Source organism: Candidatus Pseudothioglobus sp. Uisw_016, from assembly GCF_048087635.1.
In the GTDB taxonomy this organism is placed as follows: Bacteria; Pseudomonadota; Gammaproteobacteria; order PS1; family Pseudothioglobaceae; genus Pseudothioglobus.
In genome coordinates, this window is sequence record NZ_CP159806.1 from 668,266 (window position 1) to 687,854 (window position 19,589).

At 38.3% G+C, this 19,589-nt stretch carries 21 protein-coding genes; 17 read left to right on the forward strand and 4 right to left on the reverse strand.

From position 1 onward, the window contains the following. Positions 1-28: 28 nt before the first annotated feature. Complete coding sequence (locus tag ABXT69_RS03350; RefSeq protein ID WP_416679181.1) at positions 29-436, reverse strand: cell envelope integrity protein TolA; 408 nt, start codon at positions 434-436, stop codon at positions 29-31. A gap of 125 nt (positions 437-561) precedes the next feature. Then, complete coding sequence (locus ABXT69_RS03355; protein ID WP_416679182.1) at positions 562-1,734, reverse strand: MFS transporter; 1,173 nt, start codon at positions 1,732-1,734, stop codon at positions 562-564. A 114-nt stretch (positions 1,735-1,848) separates the two neighbouring features. Between ABXT69_RS03355 and thrS the strand changes: the two genes are divergently transcribed. From thrS to ABXT69_RS03390, 7 genes are all read left to right on the forward strand, one after another. Continuing rightward, positions 1,849-3,741, forward strand: coding sequence for a threonine--tRNA ligase (gene thrS / locus ABXT69_RS03360; RefSeq protein WP_416679183.1), 1,893 nt, complete (start codon positions 1,849-1,851; stop codon positions 3,739-3,741). Continuing rightward, complete coding sequence (infC, locus tag ABXT69_RS03365; protein WP_416679536.1) at positions 3,741-4,346, forward strand: translation initiation factor IF-3; 606 nt, start codon at positions 3,741-3,743, stop codon at positions 4,344-4,346. The genes thrS and infC overlap by 1 nt, the downstream gene beginning before the upstream one ends. Then, positions 4,324-4,521, forward strand: a complete 198-nt coding sequence (rpmI, locus tag ABXT69_RS03370; protein ID WP_271541908.1) for a 50S ribosomal protein L35 — start codon at positions 4,324-4,326, stop codon at positions 4,519-4,521. Before infC ends, rpmI begins: the two co-directional genes overlap by 23 nt. 15 nt (positions 4,522-4,536) lie before the next feature. Continuing rightward, on the forward strand, positions 4,537-4,896 hold the full coding sequence (gene rplT / locus ABXT69_RS03375) for a 50S ribosomal protein L20 (protein ID WP_271541909.1): 360 nt from the start codon (positions 4,537-4,539) through the stop codon (positions 4,894-4,896). A gap of 114 nt (positions 4,897-5,010) precedes the next feature. Next, on the forward strand, positions 5,011-5,973 hold the full coding sequence (locus ABXT69_RS03380; protein ID WP_416679539.1) for a phenylalanine--tRNA ligase subunit alpha: 963 nt from the start codon (positions 5,011-5,013) through the stop codon (positions 5,971-5,973). A gap of 16 nt (positions 5,974-5,989) precedes the next feature. Next, positions 5,990-8,353: a phenylalanine--tRNA ligase subunit beta gene (pheT, locus tag ABXT69_RS03385; protein WP_416679185.1), complete on the forward strand. Its 2,364-nt coding sequence runs from the start codon at positions 5,990-5,992 to the stop codon at positions 8,351-8,353. A gap of 5 nt (positions 8,354-8,358) precedes the next feature. After that, on the forward strand, positions 8,359-8,649 hold the full coding sequence (locus tag ABXT69_RS03390) for an integration host factor subunit alpha (RefSeq protein ID WP_271541915.1): 291 nt from the start codon (positions 8,359-8,361) through the stop codon (positions 8,647-8,649). 2 nt (positions 8,650-8,651) lie between these two features. On the opposite strand, the gene ABXT69_RS03395 is transcribed toward ABXT69_RS03390, so the two are convergent. After that, positions 8,652-9,098 (reverse strand): hypothetical protein, encoded by a 447-nt coding sequence (locus tag ABXT69_RS03395; RefSeq protein ID WP_416679186.1) that lies wholly within the window; start codon positions 9,096-9,098, stop codon positions 8,652-8,654. A 182-nt stretch (positions 9,099-9,280) separates the two neighbouring features. Between ABXT69_RS03395 and ABXT69_RS03400 the strand changes: the two genes are divergently transcribed. The 3 genes from ABXT69_RS03400 (at position 9,281) to ABXT69_RS03410 (ending at position 10,656) form a co-directional block, all read left to right on the forward strand. Continuing rightward, positions 9,281-9,706 carry a hypothetical protein gene (locus ABXT69_RS03400; RefSeq protein ID WP_416679188.1) on the forward strand — a complete coding sequence of 142 codons (426 nt, stop codon included), beginning with the start codon at positions 9,281-9,283 and terminating at the stop codon, positions 9,704-9,706. A 103-nt stretch (positions 9,707-9,809) separates the two neighbouring features. Continuing rightward, positions 9,810-10,070 carry a hypothetical protein gene (locus ABXT69_RS03405; protein ID WP_416679190.1) on the forward strand — a complete coding sequence of 87 codons (261 nt, stop codon included), beginning with the start codon at positions 9,810-9,812 and terminating at the stop codon, positions 10,068-10,070. Between the two features lie 160 nt (positions 10,071-10,230). Next, complete coding sequence (locus ABXT69_RS03410; RefSeq protein ID WP_416679192.1) at positions 10,231-10,656, forward strand: tetratricopeptide repeat protein; 426 nt, start codon at positions 10,231-10,233, stop codon at positions 10,654-10,656. A gap of 31 nt (positions 10,657-10,687) precedes the next feature. On the opposite strand, the gene ABXT69_RS03415 is transcribed toward ABXT69_RS03410, so the two are convergent. After that, positions 10,688-11,443, reverse strand: a complete 756-nt coding sequence (locus ABXT69_RS03415; RefSeq protein ID WP_416679195.1) for a prepilin peptidase — start codon at positions 11,441-11,443, stop codon at positions 10,688-10,690. 128 nt (positions 11,444-11,571) lie between these two features. Here ABXT69_RS03415 and ABXT69_RS03420 point away from each other — a divergent pair, with 128 nt between their 5' ends. The 7 genes from ABXT69_RS03420 to ABXT69_RS03450 are packed head-to-tail and all read left to right on the forward strand — an operon-like array spanning position 11,572 to position 19,535. After that, entirely contained in the window at positions 11,572-12,585 is a 1,014-nt protein-coding gene (locus ABXT69_RS03420) for a type IV pilus twitching motility protein PilT (protein ID WP_416679197.1), read from the forward strand. A 3-nt stretch (positions 12,586-12,588) separates the two neighbouring features. After that, complete coding sequence (locus tag ABXT69_RS03425) at positions 12,589-13,110, forward strand: pilus assembly FimT family protein (protein WP_416679198.1); 522 nt, start codon at positions 12,589-12,591, stop codon at positions 13,108-13,110. 13 nt (positions 13,111-13,123) lie between these two features. Further along, the gene (locus tag ABXT69_RS03430) at positions 13,124-13,579 is read left to right on the forward strand and encodes a type IV pilus modification PilV family protein (protein WP_416679199.1); all 456 of its coding nucleotides are present in this window, start codon (positions 13,124-13,126) and stop codon (positions 13,577-13,579) included. Continuing rightward, positions 13,569-14,945, forward strand: a complete 1,377-nt coding sequence (locus tag ABXT69_RS03435; RefSeq protein ID WP_416679201.1) for a prepilin-type N-terminal cleavage/methylation domain-containing protein — start codon at positions 13,569-13,571, stop codon at positions 14,943-14,945. Before ABXT69_RS03430 ends, ABXT69_RS03435 begins: the two co-directional genes overlap by 11 nt. A 1-nt stretch (position 14,946) precedes the next feature. Further along, the gene (locus ABXT69_RS03440) at positions 14,947-15,498 is read left to right on the forward strand and encodes a hypothetical protein (RefSeq protein ID WP_416679203.1); all 552 of its coding nucleotides are present in this window, start codon (positions 14,947-14,949) and stop codon (positions 15,496-15,498) included. A 14-nt stretch (positions 15,499-15,512) separates the two neighbouring features. Continuing rightward, entirely contained in the window at positions 15,513-16,043 is a 531-nt protein-coding gene (locus ABXT69_RS03445; RefSeq protein WP_416679204.1) for a hypothetical protein, read from the forward strand. A 3-nt stretch (positions 16,044-16,046) separates the two neighbouring features. After that, positions 16,047-19,535, forward strand: coding sequence for a PilC/PilY family type IV pilus protein (locus ABXT69_RS03450; RefSeq protein ID WP_416679205.1), 3,489 nt, complete (start codon positions 16,047-16,049; stop codon positions 19,533-19,535). Positions 19,536-19,589 lie beyond the last annotated feature (54 nt).

Here is a 19,589-nt window from a genome sequence, read left to right on the forward strand (position 1 = left end):
TTGAGTCGATACTTATTTAATAACTTCATTACATTATTTCAATACCATCAACTCTAAATTCAAATATGATTTGCTCACTAAATGCATCCTCAGAGGGCGCTAAAGGAAATGGAGAGGCTTTATAAACAGCCCTTTCAATTGAGTTTTTAAATGAGTTTAGTTTTGGATTTTCGTCTATATTCATTATCGAATCTCCACAGTTATCAACATCCACAGTAGTGACGTTTCCATTTCTATCTTGAGTGATAAAAACATAACAAAACCAATCACTTCTTGCGCCTGAGTAACGCCAGTATGTGTTTATTTTTGTGATAACACTTTCAACCCAAATATTTTGTGAAATGTTTAACTGGTCATCAAGCATTAAGGATTCATTATTATCGGCTTGAGCATTAAGAGTAAAGACAAGGCTTATTGCTAGGAGTAGTTTTCTCATAAGATAATTATATATAGATGAGTTAAATTTATAATTGTCTTTATCTAATCAGGCGAAAGGCTTTACTTTGTTGATTGTGACCAATTTACTTCATCAATCTAAAATGTATAGTTTTCAAAAAGAAGTTATGAAAATTTTCCTAATAAAACTTCATTTCCAGCTGAAGGTTTAGCTGGCATATTTAGAGCAAGAAGTAGTGATAAGATTGCCATTCCAGCGCCTGCAAGAAATACTAGCGACGGCGAATAGAGCCAAATAAGGCCAAATACAACTGGTATAAAAACGGCCGCTATATGATTGATTGAAAAAGACACTCCCGCGCTTGATGCAAAATCTGCAGGATCAGCAATTTTTTGAAAATAGGTTTTAAGGGCAATAGCAATCGAGAAGAATAAGTGATCAGCAATGTATAAAAATATTGCAAAGGTACTACTTTCAACTACTGCATATCCAATAAATATAAAGACCAGCCCAATATACTCAAAGATTAGAGAATTGCGCTCACCAAATTTATGAATCAGCCTTCCAATCTTTGGAGCCAAGACCACATTAATTGCAGCATTTGCCAATAATAGTAATGATATTTCACCAACACTAAATTCAAATTTTTCGACCATTAAAAAGGCTGCAAAAACGACAAAAATTTGTCTTCTTGCACCTCCCATAAATTGAAGGGCATAGTAAAGCCAATACCTCTTTCTCAAAACAATTTTTTTGGTTTGGGTTACCTTTTGAGGAAACAAAGGAAAGTGCTGCCAACAGAAAAGAGCTCCAATTACTGCAAAACTTCCACCAACGATATAAAGCCAAAAATAATCAATATTGAACTGTTCAAACATAATCCAAACTAAAGCAAATCCCGCAATTGAGGCAGCTGAGCGCGTAGCAATGACCCTGCCTAAAAACTCCGCTGTCTTATCTTTGTCAATCCATTGAAGGGTCAGTGAGCTAGAGATTGTCTCAAAGTAATGAAAGCCAATTGACATGACAATCGTTGCTAAATAAAAAGTCATATTTATTTCAACCAGGCCCGTTACCATTACTCCAAGACCCATTAAAGCTATGGAGATATAGGCTAGTTTTTGCTCTCTCACAAAGGCTAAAACAAAAATGACAGTAAAGGCTAGAAATCCTGGGACCTCTCTTAGACTTTGCAATATCCCCATCTCTGCACCATTGAAATCGATTTTTTCTATGGCAAAGTTATTAAGAAGGTTGAGCCAGACAGCCCAACTTATTCCTGCACCAATGGTCATAATGAGGATCAGTAATTCGGGAGATTTGCGAGCAATTTTCATAGCGTGTTAATATACCTTTAAAGTAAGCTTTCAAAAGTTATTTAAAGTCTTAATTTTGACTTAGACAACGGCGCTATCAAGGTAAAATTGATTTTTTGTTTTTAATATTGTAGTATGCCAAACGTAACTCTGCCTGACGGCACAGTCAAATCTTTCGAGCAAGCGCTTACCGTTGCTCAGGTTGCATCCTCAATAGGCTCTGGTCTCGCTAAGGCTGCTATTGCTGGTGAAATTGATGGCCAAATGGTTGACACGTCTTTCCTTATTGAGAGTGACGCAGCGCTTGCAATTATCACTAATAAAGACGAGAGGGCGCTTGAAGTTATTCGTCATTCTACTGCCCACCTATTAGCGCAAGCCACTCAGCAACTCTATCCAAAGGCTCAGGTAACTATTGGCCCTGTTATTGATAATGGGTTCTATTATGACTTTGCTTATAAAGATGGTTTTTCAGAGCAAGACCTTGCAAAGATTGAAAAAAAGATGAACGCGATTGTTAAGCAAAACTTACCGATTGAAAGAATGGAGATGAGCCGTGAAGAGGCGGTTAAATTTTTCAAGTCAAAGGGTGAATATTACAAAGCAGAGATTATTGAATCGATTCCTTCTAATGAGGCTTTATCGCTGTATAAGCAGGGTGACTTTGTAGACCTTTGTCGCGGCCCTCATGTGCCCTCAACCAGCAAACTTAAAGCGTTCAAGCTTATGAAGCTGGCCGGCGCTTATTGGCGTGGTGACTCCAACAATGAAATGCTTCAAAGGGTTTATGGAACGGCTTGGGAAAATAAGGATGACCTAGAAACTCATCTGCATCGCTTGGAAGAGGCTGAGAAAAGAGACCACAGGAAGATTGGTAAGACTCAAGACCTTTTTCATACTCAGGAGGAGTCTCCAGGAATGGTTTTTTGGCACCCTAAGGGTTGGACTCTGTATCAAATAATTGTCCAGTATATGAGCCAAGTTTTCAAAGACAATGACTACCATGAGGTCCACACGCCCGAGGTGATGGATAGATCAATGTGGGAAAAGTCAGGTCACTGGGATAAGTTTGGTGATGCTATGTTTACCACGCACTCAGAGAATCGTGACTACGCAATTAAGCCAATGAACTGTCCTGGCCATGTTCAGATTTATAAGCAAGGTCTTAAGTCTTATCGTGATCTACCGTTGCGCTTAGCTGAGTTTGGGTCGTGTCATCGCAATGAGCCTTCTGGAACACTTCACGGACTCATGAGGGTTCGAAATTTTGTTCAGGATGATGCTCATATTTTTTGCACAATCGATCAGATACAAGACGAAGTCTCTAAATTTATTGATCTTACGTTTAAAGTTTATAAACAGTTTGGTTTTGAAAACATTGATATTAAACTCTCAACCAGACCCGAAGAGCGAGTTGGCTCGGATGAAGATTGGGATAAAGCAGAAGCATCGTTGTCTGAAGCATTAGATGCAAAAGGAATCAATTGGGAGCTGCAAGAGGGGGAAGGCGCCTTTTATGGCCCTAAAGTAGAATTTGTTTTGAAAGACTGCTTAGATCGTGAATGGCAGTGCGGCACAATACAGGCCGACTTCTCCATGCCGGGCAGGCTTGATGCACAGTATATTGCTGAAGATGGCACTAAACAAGTACCCGTTATGCTTCATAGAGTAATCGTTGGCTCAATTGAGCGATTTACAGGAATGTTAATTGAACATTACGAAGGTGCATTTCCATCATGGCTTTCGCCAATTCAAGCCGTTATTCTTAATATTTCTGAAAAACAAGAAGAATTTAGTAAAAATGTAGAGAAGAATCTAAAAAAACAAGGACTTAGAGTCATTTCAGACTTGCGTAATGAGAAGATAGGCTTTAAAATACGCGAGCACTCGATGCAACGCTATCCTTATATTTTAGTTGTTGGTGATCGAGAAGTAGAAAATAACCAGGTGTCTGTTCGTCGAAGGGGTGGAGAGGATCTAGGTTCAATGTCTTTAGAGGCGTTGATTGAATTAATAAATCAGGAGTAATTATTAAAAGACCAAATAAGGTAACGACAAGGATTAACGAAAAAATTATTTCACCAACACTCAGAGTCATCAATGACAAGGGTGAACAACTGGGAGTCCTTAGTAACGTAGAAGCTCTTGAATTAGCAGTAAGCGTCGGTTTAGACTTAGTAGAAGTTTCACCAAGTGCAGATCCACCAGTTTGTCGTGTTATGGACTTTGGTAAGTTTCAATATGAATTAAAGAAGCAAAAGAACGACGCTAAGAAGAAACAGAAAAAAACTCAAGTTAAGATGATTAAGTATCGTCCAGGAACTGAGGAAGGAGATTATCAGATCAAGTTTAGGAACTTGACAAAATTTTTAGGAAACGGAGACAAAGTAAAGGTCGTTATTTGGTTTCGTGGACGAGAAGTGCAGCATAGAGAGATTGGTGCGCTTATGTTAGATAGAATTGAAAAGGATACTGAAGAATTTGCCGTTGTAGAGCAACGTGCAAAAATGGAGGGTCGCCAGCTTGGCATGATGCTAGCACCCATATCGAAGAAAAGTAAGGCGCCTGTCGCCCGAAAAATTGAACCCGAAAAGGGTGAAGGAGTAAATGATGCCGAAGTTAAAGACAAATAGAGGTGCTGCAAAGCGCTTCAAAAAGACCGCTAGCGGTCAGTACAAAAGTAAACACTCGCACTTGAGGCATATTCTGACCAAGAAGAGTACTTCTAGAAAACGCTCATTGCGTTCACCAGACTTCATTGAGAAGGCTGATGTTCCAATGGTCAAAAGAATGTTACCGTACAGCTAAACTAGGAGTATTACTATGGCAAGAGTTTCAAGAGGTGTGCAGGCGCACGCCAAACATAAAAAAATATTAAAGAAAGCCAAAGGTTACTATGGCGCTCGTTCAAAAGTCTATCGCGTTGCTAAGCAGGCGGTAATTAAAGCTGGACAGTATGCCTATCGTGACCGTCGTCAACGTCGTCGTCAGTTCCGTAGATTATGGATTGTACGTATCAACGCTGAGGCAAGGAATAATGGCTTAAGCTACTCACAATTTATCAATGGCCTTAATAAAGCTGGTGTTGAGATTGATCGTAAAGTTCTTTCTGATATTGCCATCTTTGATAAAGATGCCTTTGCAAAAATTGCAGATCAGGCAAAAACTGGTTTATCTGAGTAGTAAAATCTTACTAAAAGGCTGTAACTTAGGTTACAGTCTTTTAAACCGAATAACAAAGCAGGCATTTTGATTAAGAAGATTATCACCGACGCCAAGAAAGCTATAGCTGATGCTATGGACTTAAAGGCTCTTGACGATTCAAGAGTACTCTATCTGGGCAAGAAAGGTGCACTAACTGACCTATTGAAAGGATTGGGTAAGCTCTCTAAAGAAGAGCGTCCAGTCATGGGTGAGGCGATCAATGAAGCCAAAGTTCAAATTCAAAAGCTTTTAGAAAGTCGCAAGAGTGAGCTTGAAGAAATAGCTCTAACGAAACGACTTCTTGATGAAAAAATTGATGTCACGCTTCCAGCAAGAAATTTTGAAAAAGGCAGTCTACATCCGATTACTCAAACACTAAACCATATACAAGACATTTTCACAAAGGCCGGCTTTGAAATAGAAATTGGCCCTGAAATTGAAGATGATTTTCATAACTTTAGTGCACTAAATATTCCAGAGCATCACCCTGCAAGGGCAATGCATGACACGTTTTATTTTGATTCAAATACCGTTTTAAGGACCCATACATCACCCGTTCAAATTAGAACTCTAGAGAGTCAGCAGCCTCCCGTTCGAGTTATTGTCCCGGGCAAAGTGTACCGTAATGACTCGGATGTGACCCATACACCTATGTTTCACCAAGTAGAGGGCCTCATTGTAGACAAAGAGGCTTCTTTTTCTCAGCTCAAGGGTTTGTTGATTGACTTTTTAAGGGCTTATTTCGAAAAAGATGACCTTAAGGTTCGCTTTCGTCCATCATACTTTCCATTTACAGAGCCTTCGGCTGAGGCAGATATTGAGTGTGTAATCTGCGGCGGAGAGGGGTGCCGCGTTTGCAAGAAGTCAGGGTGGCTCGAAGTTCTTGGCTGCGGGGTTGTTCATCCAAACGTTCTAACTGCAGTGAACATAGATCCAAACGAATTTTCAGGACTGGCTTTTGGAATGGGCGTTGAAAGATTGGCGATGCTAAGGTATAGCGTCAACGACTTAAGATTATTCTTTGAAAACGATGTTCGTTTTTTAAATCAATTCTAGTGCAAAGGAATAAAGTATGAATATTTCAACTAGATGGATAAGAGAGTGGGCTAACCCAGACGTTAGTGATAGTGAACTTTCTGAGAAGCTAACTATGGCAGGTCTCGAAGTAGACAGGATTGCCCCCGTTGCCCCTCCATTTGAAGGCCTAGTTGTTGGCCATGTTGTTAATTGTGATAAGCATCCAAACGCGGACAAGCTGAGCCTATGTGAAATTGATATTGGTGATGGCAGCAATCTGCAAATAATTTGCGGCGCTCCTAATGTAAGAAAAGACTTAAAGGTCGTTGTTGCAACTGTTGGCTCGGTGCTTCCAAGTAAACTCAAAATTAAACGCGCAAAACTTAGAGGCGTTGAATCCAACGGTATGCTTTGCTCAGAATCAGAAATTGGCCTTTCAGAAAGCCATGAAGGGATTATAGAGCTAGATATGACTGCTACTCTTGGGGAGAATATTCGATCTGTTCTTGATCTTGATGATCAAATCATTGAGCTGGACATTACGCCTAACAGGGGCGACTGTTTCAGTGTGCTTGGTGTTGCAAGAGAGGTTTGTGTGAACTACAACCTATCAATGCCATCAACAAATTATAAGGCAGAGCAAAAAGGCTCCAGGTCATTTACTTCGAAAGTCGCAAATCCTAGTGAGTGTGCAAAATACCTAACAAGAGTCATTGAGGGTGTTGACAATAGCGCACAAACTCCAAAATGGATGGCTCAAAAACTATTAAGAGCCTCTCAGCAATTACATTCGCCCATAGTAGACATAACAAATTATGTGTTACTAGAGCTTGGACAGCCGATGCATGCCTTTGACTTAAAAACAATCAACGGTGACATTGAGGTTAGATCTGCACATAAAAATGAAAAACTTGAACTCTTAAATGGACAAACGGTTTCATTAACTGAAAAAACCCTGGTCATAGCTGATGAAAAATCAGCAATTGCAATTGCTGGAGTTATGGGCGGAATGAAGACTGCTACTCTTGAAAATTCATCTGATATTTTATTTGAGAGTGCCTTTTTTGATCCAATATCTATTGCAGGTATAGCAAGGTCATATGGGCTTCATACTGAAGCTTCTCTGCGTTTTGAAAGAGGGGTGGATTTTAATATTACTCGCCAGGCTTTAGAGAGGGCGACTGAGCTAGTTCTTGAGATTTGCGGCGGAAAGGCTTCAAAAATTAATGAGTGCGTTGACTCAAAATCACTACCAGCGCTAGAGCCAATAGACATTTCTAATGATAAGATTTCAAAGGTGCTGGGTTTTGATCTAGAGCCGTCATGGATTGAGTCTAAGTTTAAGTTTCTTGAATTTGATTTCACAGCGAATAGTGATAAGTCATGGACCATTAAACCGCCAAGTTTTCGTTTTGATATTCGAATTGCTGCGGACATCATTGAAGAGTTAGCGAGGCTATATGGATACGATAAAATTCCAGTTCAAAGACTCTCGATTGATGCCAATATATCAGCGTCATCTCAAGCGAAAATTAGCTCTAATGAGTTTTCAAATTCTCTGGTCAATAGAGGCTATAAAGAAGTCATTACTTACAGCTTTATCTCTCACGAGATGCATGAGCTTGTTGACCCCAATGCTGCAAAAATATTATTAAAAAACCCTATCTCTGATGATATGGCGGTTATGCGCTCAAGCCTATGGCCTGGACTAATTCAAACTGCTAAGTCAAACATCAGAAGAGGCCATCATAACGCAAGATTCTTCGAATTAGGTCAATGCTTTTCAGGAACTTCAGTTGCAGACCAAGTTCAAAAAATTGCTGGAATTATTTGTGGCAACCGTTACGATTCTCAGTGGAGCGAAAACGAAAGAGAGGTTGATTTTTTTGATGCAAAAGCGGATGTCCAGGCGCTATTATTTCATAGCAAGAATGAATACACCTTTGAAGCAGCCGAGCATCCTGCCCTTCAAATGGGACAGACAGCTAAAATTATTAAAGATAATAAAATTATTGGCTGGCTTGGCGCACTATCACCTAAAATTCAAAAGTCACTATCAATGCCAAATTCTTTTCTTTTTGAGGTTAATCAAAAGGACATTGAGCAGGGTGAAATTTCATGCTATGAGCCTTTTTCATCTTTTCAAGCATCGCAAAGGGATATTGCAATTGTGGTATCTAAAGAGATCACTGCCGATCAACTTATCCATTCAATCAGGTCTTTAAAACAGGACGACCTAGTTGACGTTAACTTGTTTGATGTCTATGAAGGTGAGCATATCGATGAGGGCAGTAAGAGCGTTGCTTTGAACCTTACCTATCAATCGATAGAAGTTACATTAACTGATGAACAATTGGCCGAAAAAGTTAGTAAAATAGTGGCTCACTTAGAATCAAAATTTTCCGCTAAACTTAGATAAAAAATATGTCCCTTACCAAACAAGATATTGCCAACACCCTCGTTAAGAAAACCGAGCTAACACAAACTCAAGCGTTGGCATTAACCAATCAGTTTTTTGACCAAATTATTGAAACTCTTAAAACCGGTGAAGAGATTAAATTATCAAGCTTTGGTAATTTTGTAGTACGAGAAAAAACGGCGCGACCTGGAAGAAATCCAAAAACTGGCGAAGAGGTTATGATCAGTGCTCGAAAGGTTGTAACGTTTAAGGCTGGCCCTAAGCTAAAGTTAGCAACGCAGCTCGGTAAAAAGTAAGTCTAGTCGCTTATTGCGATCATAAATCCTTTTAATATTGGAATGACGCTTAGCATGACAAGTTGCTGAGCATTTTCATCAGCTGTCTTTCCACTCGCAACTCTTTTCTTGAGTAGAGGTGCATAGTCATCATCGATAGAAAATGATACAAATAATAGCTCCTTGTTATCATCAGACGCGCCATCATTTTGAATCATCTCAACGTCATAAATTGAATTTGGCGCCTCCGTTTGCTTGTTAACAAAAAGAATGGTCTCATTGAAGTGTAGAAAAAACCTTTGAGCAGGACAGCTTGAAGATTTTTTAAGCTCTAACTCGCCTTCTGACATAGCTCCTGCTATTTGGTCATAGTGCTGCTCGGTTAGTCTTACATATCTGGTATCAAGGTAATCACCAAGATCATTGTCACCTTCGTATTCTTTAATATATTGGATTAACTCTTTGAGCATAAATTGGTAAATGAGAAAAGTAAGTTGGAATTTTATCGAAAAACCACTACAAAGTTGAGTCAAAAGTATATTAATTGAGCGATTTATTACTCATTTAAATTAGATACTGTCTAATTATTGCTTTAGTATATTTTTGTCATACTGTATCCTACGCGTTAGATTAATTATAGAAAAGTAAAAAAATGGCAGACCAGAAATACTTTTATCAAGATGGCTATTCAGCTCAAGAAGAAAAAAAATTAAAACGCTATGAAGAGTGGGCTCAGAAATCTCTAGAAGAAGTTAAAGAGGGAGTCATTAATGGCTCGTTAAATGAAGAGCAATACGGCGCTTTTTCAATAGAGTTTTGGAAGGATGAGTCTCTTGTATGGACATGCTTAGAGGCAGAGCATGATATTGAGATAGTTTTCAGCCATGTCCGTAAGTTTTTATGGCGCGACAAAGAGTTTGTTCTCGTCGCCATGAGTGAAAGATGGTACTACCCTATGACAAGTATAGAATTTCAGGACCAAGAATTTAATTACTTTGACTACATTCATGAATCCCTAAAGAGTGATGGGGATGTTGTTAGTGCTTTTAGTAAATTAAAGAATCTTGAAACTTCGTGATACTAAAACTCAGTACATAGGTTTTTTTTGTTATTTTTTTATTCTGAGCTTAGATAAGAATAAAATTATTTCATTGCCATTTTAAATTATTAGGGAGAGTTAAATGAAAAAATTAAAGTCAAACTATTCATTCAAGGAGAGGGCTTTAATTAGCTTTTCATTTTGGCCAACACTTTTTATTGGCATTGCTTTTGGATTGAGCATTAGTCTTCTATTAATTAATACTTCATATTCTTTTAATTACTTATCAATGTTAATTACCAATTCAATTATAGTTTTGGTAATTTTAGGAGTGGTAACAAGAATTATTAGTATTTTTTACTGGAAAAAATATAATTGGACATTTAAGTCTGACCTTAAGTAAGTTGACTATTATTTACTTATAAGTCAAAAGAAGAATTACCTATAAGTGGGTTTATATAAAATTTCTTTTTAAAGAAAAATTAATAGCTCAAAATGAAGTATTTTATTAAAAATTTATTTCTATATAATTGATTTTTTATTATTTTTTAATATTTTTAATTATGAAATTTAAAAAAATATTATTACCCATAACCCTTTTAATTTGTTCTCTAGGAATTATAAGTCCAGTTAATGCTGACTTTAATGATGGATGGATTGCTTATACTAATGGTGATTTCAAGTCTGCCTCAAAACAATGGCGACCTCTTGCAGAAAAAGGAGACGCAAAATCACAAACGAATTTAGGCATTTTGTACTTTAATGGTAAAGGCGTGCTTAAAGATTATAAGCAGGCAGTAGAGTTATTTAAAATGGCTGGTTTACAAGGAGAGGCTGAAGCCCAGTTTATCCTTGGTAAGATTTATATTGAAGGCGACGGTGTGAGCAGATCGTTTAAGAATGCAAAGTTTTGGGTAAGTTTGGCGTTTGAAAATGAATTTGATGGCGCTGAAGCTCTTTGGAATGACTATAAGTTATGGAAATACTAGCTTAATCAGGCTTAAATTTACCAATAAAGCTTTAAAACAAACTGAATAGATTAAAGCCACTAAAAAGAGTAATAAATAGCCCTAAAGACAAAAATGGGATAAAGGCTGTCTCTATTTCTTTTTTTGAAAATAAGTTATAGATTGCAGGTAAAAAGGCCAGTAAGGCCGCTAAAAAAATTGCTGATACGCCTAACTGAATTCCAAGTAAGCCCCCAATAACACCCGCAATTGGCATATCTCCCTCTCCAAGGGCGCGCTGAGTTTCTAGTTCTTTGTTGCCGGTAATTTTTGCTTTAATATTTTGAATATAAAAGGTTATTATGAGCTCAAGTAAAAATAGTCCTCCTGTAAACATCAAGACGCTAATTATGTCTCCAACAACAACAGCAAGAATTACAGCAATAATTAGGAGGTAGTCTGGAACTGCTCTATATTTCAGATCAATAAAAGACAACACAATAAGCGTATAGAAAAGAGCAATTATTGCTATCAATTCCCAGTTCAACAAAAAAATTGAGTAAATCGTTAGTGTAACTATTGCAGTTATTATTTCAACAATGGGGTAAATGATTGAGATTGATTCAGAGCAGTTTGAGCAGCGACCTTTAAGAGCTAGATAAGAAAATACGGGAATATTTTCATACCACTTGATGCCATTATTGCAATGGGGGCAGGCAGAGCCTAAAGGGTTGACTAAGGATATGCTTAATGGAAGTCGATGAATCAAAACATTTAGAAATGAACCAAATACAAGACCAATTAACAGAATAATTAAATATATTATCATCTCAACTATTTTAACTTAGAACGGTTTTTTTTAAGGAAATATTAATAGCTCAAAATGAGGGATTTTATTAAAAAAGCTATTTCTATATAATTGTTTTTTTATTTGATAAGATTTATGTGGAGTAGTTTGTGAACGAAATCATTCAAAGATATATTGAGCAATATAAATTTTCTGATATTCATCTTAAGGAAAACCAGCCAATAATGCTGCGAGTTAATGGTGATATGATAACCCCTGAAGAGGATATTATTTCATCCTCAGAGCTTAGACTATTTGCTAATGAATCACTTACTGAGGGTCAATTAGCACACCTTACAGAGGTTCGTGATGTCGATCTTGCAATTGTGGTAGGCGATTATCGTTTTCGAGTAAATTTTTTCTATACTTCAGATGGGCTGTCTGCAGTTTTAAGAAAAATTGAAACGGACATTCCTGCAATGTCTGATCTAAACCTGCCTTATGTAATTCAAGAGATTGTTGACAAGCCAAATGGCTTGGTTCTTATTACTGGCCCAACTGGCTCAGGAAAGTCGACAACACTGGCATCAATCATTGATGCGATTAATGCCAGTAGACCAGGTCATATTTTAACAATTGAAGATCCTATTGAATACATTCATCATTCAAAAGAGTGCTCTATATCTCAGCGTGAAGTTGGAAGAGATGCCAAATCATTTGCTACTGCTCTTAAGGCCTCACTTAGAGAGGATCCAGATGTTATTCTTGTTGGAGAGCTGCGTGATCTTGAAACGGTTCAGTTAGCAATTACTGCTGCAGAAACTGGACACCTTGTATTTGGCACGCTTCATACTTCTGGGGCCCCCAATACCATTAACCGTCTTATTGACGTTTTTCCAGCTGCACAGCAGGGCCAGGTTAGGTCTCAGCTTGCTGAATCATTAAGGCTGGTTGTTACTCAGCAATTAGTTAAAACAGCTGATGGCAATGGAAGAGTTGCTGCATTTGAGATTATGGTTTGTAATCATGCTGTCAGGAATCTTGTGAGGGAAGGAAAGATTTTCCAGATTGCAGGTGTTATGCAAACGGCAAGAGGGGAGGGTATGGTTACTATGAACCACTCTGTGGAAGAGCTTGTTTCCTCTGGAAAAATTAATTACGACGATGTTGAGCTAAGAGAATAAATAGTGAGACCTGCAATTACGCTTATTGAACTCCTAATTGTTATTGCTTTAGTTGGAATTATTGCAGGTACTGGCTGGCCAACTCTTACTGGATGGAATTGTAAACAAGAGCTTCGTAATGAATTTGAGTCATTAAATAATGTTTTTGAAAAAGCACGTGTAGAGGCAATCAATAGAAATAAAATGATTCTTGTGCAGCCAAATAAAAGTCTACCAACCAATGGCGCTACTTATTCTGTATACCTTCTTGATAATAAAATTTGCAGTGCGACGCAGGGTCGACAATCATTATCAAATATTATTCCAAACTTAACTATATCAGATAAATATAAACTGCTTGGTGCTGCCTTCCAATGTTTTGATGCAGATGGCAGTGCAACAGCGAGCCAAGCAACTCAGGTTCACCAAATTCAAAGAACTTGCTCTGGTCAAACCCATAGTTATCAGACTTTAGTTTTTGGCGCTACAGGTTTGTTTGAAAAGAAAGTTTTTTTTGCTGGCACTACAGGCTTCCTGGATTTATAAAGCTGACAAGGTTATGAAAAATAATAAAAACGCATTTACTCTTATTGAAGCGCTGGTTTCAGCAGCTATCACTGCAATTGGTTTTGCCGGGGTTTATGGACTCGTTGCAACTTCAAATACGGTTATGAGCGATACCATAGATAAAGAAAAACTCAAATTTCAAAATACAGAGATCATTGAGTCTATAGGAGCTGATCAGGCTAATATTATGCAGTATCACGGCAAAGATTTAAGCAATTGCACGGCTCTTACTACAGCTACAGGAAAAGATGATCAGCTTATAAAGCTTAAAAATTGGTGCAGTAAAATAAATGGTGAAGTAGGCACTAAGAGGGCAAATGATAAGCGCATTATCCGAGTCGAAAAGAAGCAAGTTGGGTCAAACTTTGTCTATATAGTTTCACTAGAGTTTAACGGAAAAAATGATAAAAAATCAGTCTTCATGAAGCAGGTGTTTTATGCGCCATAATAAAAAAGCCTTTACCTTGGTTGAAATGTTGGTTGCTCTTGCAGTTAGTGCGGTCATAGTTTCAGCGACCTATGCTTCATTTGAGCTCATTAAAAACCAATACAAAAAAAATATAGATGTCACTCAGCTTCATACATCAGGAAGAGCTATCATGCAGGTTCTCGAGCGTGAAATTCGCATGGCTGGTTATGAATTTCATGATGGTAATGGTGTCATGACGTATGGAACTATTATTGGACCCCTTGTTATAACTGATAGCGGGAATAAGTGCTGTGATGAAGTAACAATAATTTATGATGAAGTTACGGATACTTTAAATGCCCAAGGCGTTGTAACTTCGAGCATAGTAGATAGAATTAAAACCAGGTTCTGGACTGAGGCCCATTCCAGCTCAAAGCGGGGAAGTCGTTTTCGCCTTTACAAGAGAAGAACTGTTCTTGGTACAAATAACGCAATTCTTGCAACTCCTAGAGTTGGAGCTAAAGAGGTCATGGCCGATTATATTGAGGATTTGCAGCTTATTAATACCTCCGGTAAGGAGTTCCTTTATGGTGTAGGCCGAGCTTATGTGCATAAATATGATACATCCACTTATAAGTGGGTTGAAAGTTTTGCTATTGGTTATTCTCAGCACATAGGTGCTATGGATATTGGTTCTGATGGCAAACTTTATTCGGTGGTTGCAAAAAATGGTCCAAATAGCATTCAAATTGTCAATCTTGATGCGCAAACAGCCACCTTTATAGATCCACCAGGAGGTAACAATAGGTTTAACCCAGGTTTAGGATTTGGGCCAGATGGAAGTCTTTATGTTAATGCTGGGAGTAGTGAAGTTGATGTATATGACATCTCAACTAAGCAGCTTTTAAGAACTGAAGCTAATCCTAATTCTTCGATAACTAATTTAACTAACGGCAGGATTGATGTAAGTGCGAGTGGACAAGTGTGTCAAGTGCCATTTGGGACACCAACTATTAATTGCACAAATCCTACAATGAGTATGGGCAGATCTGGGCCCTATAATATAGTTAAGTTTGATACTCAAGGAAGAGTCTATGCCACTAAAGACTCTACGGGAACAGATATTGATGTTTTTAATGTAAGTACTGGTGCTTATATAGACAGTATTAAGGTAGGGATTAATGGCCAATCAGGAAGTAGCAATACTCATGGTTTGGCAAATCTTTCTAATATAAAAAAACTCTCTACCGTAAATATTGTTTTGAGTTTAAGAACAAAAGAAAAATATGGCAAGAATAGACAAATTAACAAAAAAACTTATCATGCTGGAAACTTTATCTTTAGTAAGAATGACCAATATGCAAGAGATGTCTTTTCATCGACTGTTGCAGTGAGGAACTTGTAATATGAATACCCCTTTAAATTCAGGCAATCGCAAAGGATTTATTATTGTTATCTCGCTAACCTTGATGCTAGTGATGATGACAATGGGTATTGGGCTTTATTATTCATCTAAACAATCCGCAGAGCTTGTTGGTGCAAATGTTACCAAGGCAGATTCTTTTTACTCTGCAGAGAGCTGTATTGCTGAGGCTAGGTTATGGCTGAAGGTTCAATCTGCTTCTGGAGCGCCATGCAAAAATACTGCTGCTGGAACAATATGTCATTCTATTTCGAGTGCACAAATGAGTAAGTGGCAGTTAGCTGCGGAAAGCCAAACCTTTAAAAATAGATCAACAAACCAGCTCTATCAATGTAGCATCGCTTTATTAGGGAGGCTTGCTTATGAGGGCGGTGAGGGCGTTGGTTTTGATGTTGGAGAGGGGAGCGGTTATGGCTCTGCTGCAACACAAACCAAATATATGTATAGGATTAGGTCAAAAGGAAGCTTGAATTCTAATTCCGGAATGCATAATTTTTTAAGTCAAGTTGAAGTTATTGATTCAATGATTTTTTAATCTATAGAATAAAAATGAAAAAAAATAAGATATTAATTGTAGTTTTGCTAGCTCAGCTATTTTTTATAGGGAGTGTGCAGGCGGCATGTGATTTGCAATCGTTTCGTTTTGGGATTTCTCACAAAGCTCTAATGGATAAATTAAAGCTCGATGATTTCTATGTGATGCCTAAGATAGTTGGCGCCTCTAAACAGGAAGTTTATGCCCCTGGAGAGAAGGTCTGCAAGAATGAAAAGAGCTTTGAAGGAGCTGGAATTGAGTTTGTGCTTCTTTATGACAAGCTCGTTGAAATACAAATCAGCAAATTATCAGAAAGCCCTTCACTGGTTAACTGGGCGGAGTCTGTTTTTGGGGTAAAGCCTGACAAGCCAACTAATTTTTATGATTCAAAGCCAAATGCTCAATGGCTTTGGGTAGATCCAAAAAGCGTTGTTTATTATTCAATTGAGCCAGATGCCAACTCACTCCTAGAGATGGTAGTCATTCAATCACGAAACCATCAGTCTTACTTTAGTAAGTTTGGTAAAGAGCAAGAGGAGCAATAAAAAATGAAAAAAATTAGTTTATTATTTAGCTCACTCTTACTATTAACTACTTTTAATTCTGAAGCAAAGCAGCCCCCACCTGGAACTGGAGTGGCAGATGTTAAGGCGAATATTTACCTTATGCTTGATAATTCAGGCTCAATGGGGTTTGAGGTTCGTGGAAGATCAAATGATAAATTAAGCAGGCCTAGAGATGTTGCTATTGATTTGCTTGGTAATATGTATGTGACTGAGTACACAAACCATCGAGTCAAAAAATTTGATTCTACTGGGACTTATTCCAAATCTTTTGGAGGTTCCGGAACTTCAAATGGTAAGTTTCAAAATCCAAACTTTATAGTTACTGACTTTAATAACAATGTTTATGTTAGTGATGCCACTCAGCGAATCCAGAAATTTAATAGTGAGGGTGTTTGGCAAAAAACTTTCAACCTTTCATCTATTGCTAGGGGCCTTACAATTGATTCATCGAACAACCTATATGTGAATTCAGACACTTCTATTTTTAAGTATGATGTTAATGGCACCCAAACTGCAGTGGTCACGGGTCAATCTAGCCTAAAGGGGATTGATTGGTATGGGGGTTTTATTTATGCACTTGAAAATGGCACCAAATCTTTCAAAAAATTTAATGCTTCGTTAGTCCTTCAGTCTACTCAAGCTACTCCAGGTATTCCAACTTCGTATGATATTAAGGTCACCTCTAAGGGTATCTATATAAGTACTGGAGCTAATACTAAAATTCATAAGTATGCACTTTCCAATATGGCATGGATTAAGTCATGGGATGCCTATTCAGCATCAGACTCAAGTAAAAGTTCTTTTAATACCTATGGTTTAGGTGGAAGCGCTACTGGCGATATTTTTGTAGCTTCTTATAGCAAAGATATTGTTGTAAAATTTAACTCTGAGGGGCTGTCTCAGGATAGATTTGGTGAAAAGGTTCGATTGATGCCGCTGGCAATGAAAGTTATTAAAAATATTGTCAGCGATACAGAGTTAACAGACGGCGCAAACTTTGGCTTGCAGATGTGGAATACAAGGCCAACACAAAGGGTCAATATAAGCCCAGCTGGAGCCGGAACAATTCAAAAAAGTTTGGATATTAATAATGCAGCTTATCAGTGCCATATACAAAATGGGCCTTGTTGGTATTCTCCTGGAGGCGGTACTGATATGAGAAGAGCTATGCAGGAGGCAAGTGACTACTTTAAGGGTGCTAAAAGTCCGATCGATCCTGCTGCCGGTTGCCAGAAAAACTTTTTAATTGTAATTAGTGATGGCGAATGGCAAAACGAATCTCAGGCAAATGCAATTGCAACAGATCTTCTTGCCAGTAAAAATATTCAAACCATTGTTATAGGTTTTGGTTCAGCTGTAGGTGTTGGTTCAAGGTCGCATGCCAGATACGTAAGTCTAGCTACAGCAGGTGGAACGTTTCCAGAGTCGCCATTGTACTCAGAGAACTATCAGCACTTGTCTGAGTCCTTAGCGCGCTATATTAGCTCAGCAATATCCTCTAAATTAACCTTCTCAGCCCCAGTGATAATGCCTAATATTGCTAGCGGAGACCATATCTTCCAATCAACTTTTACTTATGAGCAGGATCATCAGTGGAAAGGCCGACTAGCAAAATATGCGCTAACAGCTTCGGGCGCTGTTGGCGCTCTTAAATGGGATGCGGGAGCTAAGCTAAACGCTAAGAGCGAATCTAGCAGAAATATTTGGACAGTCGCAAACCATTTTGGTCTTAGTACTTCGATTAATAACTTTAGCCTATCTAATCTTGCTAATTTGAAAGACGCGTTATGGGAGGGTAGTGGGGAAAGTCCAACGGACCTGAAAGCAACGAATTTAATTAATTTTGTGCGCGGTATTGATGCTTATGATGAGAATGCGAACAATAATAAAACTGAAAAACGCTGGAAGCTCGGTGATGTCTACCATTCAAGGCTTGTAGTCGTTGGACCGCCAAAATCAAAAACTACAAGCGCAGCAACAAAATCAAATACAGAGGCATATTATCGTGATCAAAATGGCTACTCTAGCTTTAAGAGTGGAACTAGTTGTGGTACCAATTGTGGGGCGCGTAAGGAGGTTGTATATGCAGGAGCAAATGATGGCATGCTTCATGCTTTTGATTCAGAAACAGGCGAAGAGATGTGGGCGTTTATTCCACCAACAATGCTCCAGTCCTTGGACAAAATGATTTCATTTTCGGCAAATAAAACTAATAGTATTTATGGAGTGGATGGCTCGCCGATTGTTAAGGATATATTTTATGACAATCGTTGGCGAACAGTTCTGCTTTCTGGAATGGGTCTGGGAGGAAATGGCTACTTCGCGCTAGACATAACTAATCCATCAATTCCTTCATTTTTATTTGCTTTTGAAAATCAACCCTTAAATAAAAAGATTTATCATTGGGACTCCTCTGGAACGAGAATAGAAAGGGGGTATGCGATTAGTATCAGTCCCGAATATGATTATTCAAGATTAGGGGATTCTCTTTCTACTCCAGTAATTGTAGCTATGCCTAATGGAACAGATACAAAATGGGTGGCTGTTTTTGGCGCTGGTTACTCAGCCACAGATAACACTATTGGATCTTCTATTTTTGTTGTTGATCTTGAGGACAGTGGAAAGATTTTGCAGAGAATTGATTTAACGGATACTGGGTCCGATAATATTACGAACTCAATGCCTGCTGATCTGGTTGCTATTACCCCAGACACGACCAGTATTGCAAAGTATAGAGGCGCTATGATTTATGGGGCTGATGTTGAGGGAAAGCTTTGGAAACTTAATCTAACTAATACGGGCACCCTGTATGAATTTACATCACTTTTTACTGCAGATGCGACGTTAGCAAATGATCGTTTGGAGTTTTTTCAGGTAACTCCTGGTATGGGGGCAGATGGCAATTTATGGGCTTTTTATGGCACAGGTAATCAAAAAGATTATCAGCGGATTTCGAGCGACATTCAAAATAGAATTTTTGCTTTAAAAGATAAAAATTTTCCAAACTATTTAGCTGTTAATGGTCAAACCCCTAACTCATCTTCACTAGCAAATGCAGCTAATGCATCGTGCCCAACTGGTGCTGAGTTAGGTTGGTATGACAACCTAGGCGCTAGTGAAAGGATAACTGGAAAATTAGGTCTTTATAATTCAAAAATCTATGCGACCAAATATGTTCCTAAACAGGGGCAACTATGTTCTCCTGGGTCTGCCTCTGTTAGTGAGCATGCTATGGCATGTGGAAGTAAAGACAGAGAAATACTGTTAGGAGATGGCATTGCTACCGGAGTAGTAGTTTATAAGGATAAAATCTATGTTGGTATCGGCGGCTCTGGCTCTGTTGATGTGAAGGATGAACAAGGTAATGTTGTTGGTAAGAGACAAGGCAATATAATTACAATAGAGCCGCCATCGGGCGGAGCTGGTGGTGGTGGAGTTATTACGCAAGAGTCATGGAGGGAAATTTTTTAATTTAAATTATTGAAAGATTTGTGTCTTTAAATTAACTGTTAATCATTAAGCAGT

What these genes read in the sequence shown, in the direction of transcription:
- ABXT69_RS03350 (WP_416679181.1), bottom strand. Translation starts at nt 436, where the DNA reads ATGAGAAAACTACTCCTAGCAATAAGCCTTGTCTTTACTCTTAATGCT.
- ABXT69_RS03355 (WP_416679182.1), bottom strand. Translation starts at nt 1,734, where the DNA reads ATGAAAATTGCTCGCAAATCTCCCGAATTACTGATCCTCATTATGACC.
- thrS (WP_416679183.1), top strand. Translation starts at nt 1,849, where the DNA reads ATGCCAAACGTAACTCTGCCTGACGGCACAGTCAAATCTTTCGAGCAA.
- rpmI (WP_271541908.1), top strand. Translation starts at nt 4,324, where the DNA reads ATGCCGAAGTTAAAGACAAATAGAGGTGCTGCAAAGCGCTTCAAAAAG.
- rplT (WP_271541909.1), top strand. Translation starts at nt 4,537, where the DNA reads ATGGCAAGAGTTTCAAGAGGTGTGCAGGCGCACGCCAAACATAAAAAA.
- ABXT69_RS03380 (WP_416679539.1), top strand. Translation starts at nt 5,011, where the DNA reads ATGGACTTAAAGGCTCTTGACGATTCAAGAGTACTCTATCTGGGCAAG.
- pheT (WP_416679185.1), top strand. Translation starts at nt 5,990, where the DNA reads ATGAATATTTCAACTAGATGGATAAGAGAGTGGGCTAACCCAGACGTT.
- ABXT69_RS03390 (WP_271541915.1), top strand. Translation starts at nt 8,359, where the DNA reads ATGTCCCTTACCAAACAAGATATTGCCAACACCCTCGTTAAGAAAACC.
- ABXT69_RS03395 (WP_416679186.1), bottom strand. Translation starts at nt 9,098, where the DNA reads ATGCTCAAAGAGTTAATCCAATATATTAAAGAATACGAAGGTGACAAT.
- ABXT69_RS03400 (WP_416679188.1), top strand. Translation starts at nt 9,281, where the DNA reads ATGGCAGACCAGAAATACTTTTATCAAGATGGCTATTCAGCTCAAGAA.
- ABXT69_RS03405 (WP_416679190.1), top strand. Translation starts at nt 9,810, where the DNA reads ATGAAAAAATTAAAGTCAAACTATTCATTCAAGGAGAGGGCTTTAATT.
- ABXT69_RS03410 (WP_416679192.1), top strand. Translation starts at nt 10,231, where the DNA reads ATGAAATTTAAAAAAATATTATTACCCATAACCCTTTTAATTTGTTCT.
- ABXT69_RS03415 (WP_416679195.1), bottom strand. Translation starts at nt 11,443, where the DNA reads ATGATAATATATTTAATTATTCTGTTAATTGGTCTTGTATTTGGTTCA.
- ABXT69_RS03430 (WP_416679199.1), top strand. Translation starts at nt 13,124, where the DNA reads ATGAAAAATAATAAAAACGCATTTACTCTTATTGAAGCGCTGGTTTCA.
- ABXT69_RS03435 (WP_416679201.1), top strand. Translation starts at nt 13,569, where the DNA reads ATGCGCCATAATAAAAAAGCCTTTACCTTGGTTGAAATGTTGGTTGCT.
- ABXT69_RS03440 (WP_416679203.1), top strand. Translation starts at nt 14,947, where the DNA reads ATGAATACCCCTTTAAATTCAGGCAATCGCAAAGGATTTATTATTGTT.
- ABXT69_RS03445 (WP_416679204.1), top strand. Translation starts at nt 15,513, where the DNA reads ATGAAAAAAAATAAGATATTAATTGTAGTTTTGCTAGCTCAGCTATTT.
- ABXT69_RS03450 (WP_416679205.1), top strand. Translation starts at nt 16,047, where the DNA reads ATGAAAAAAATTAGTTTATTATTTAGCTCACTCTTACTATTAACTACT.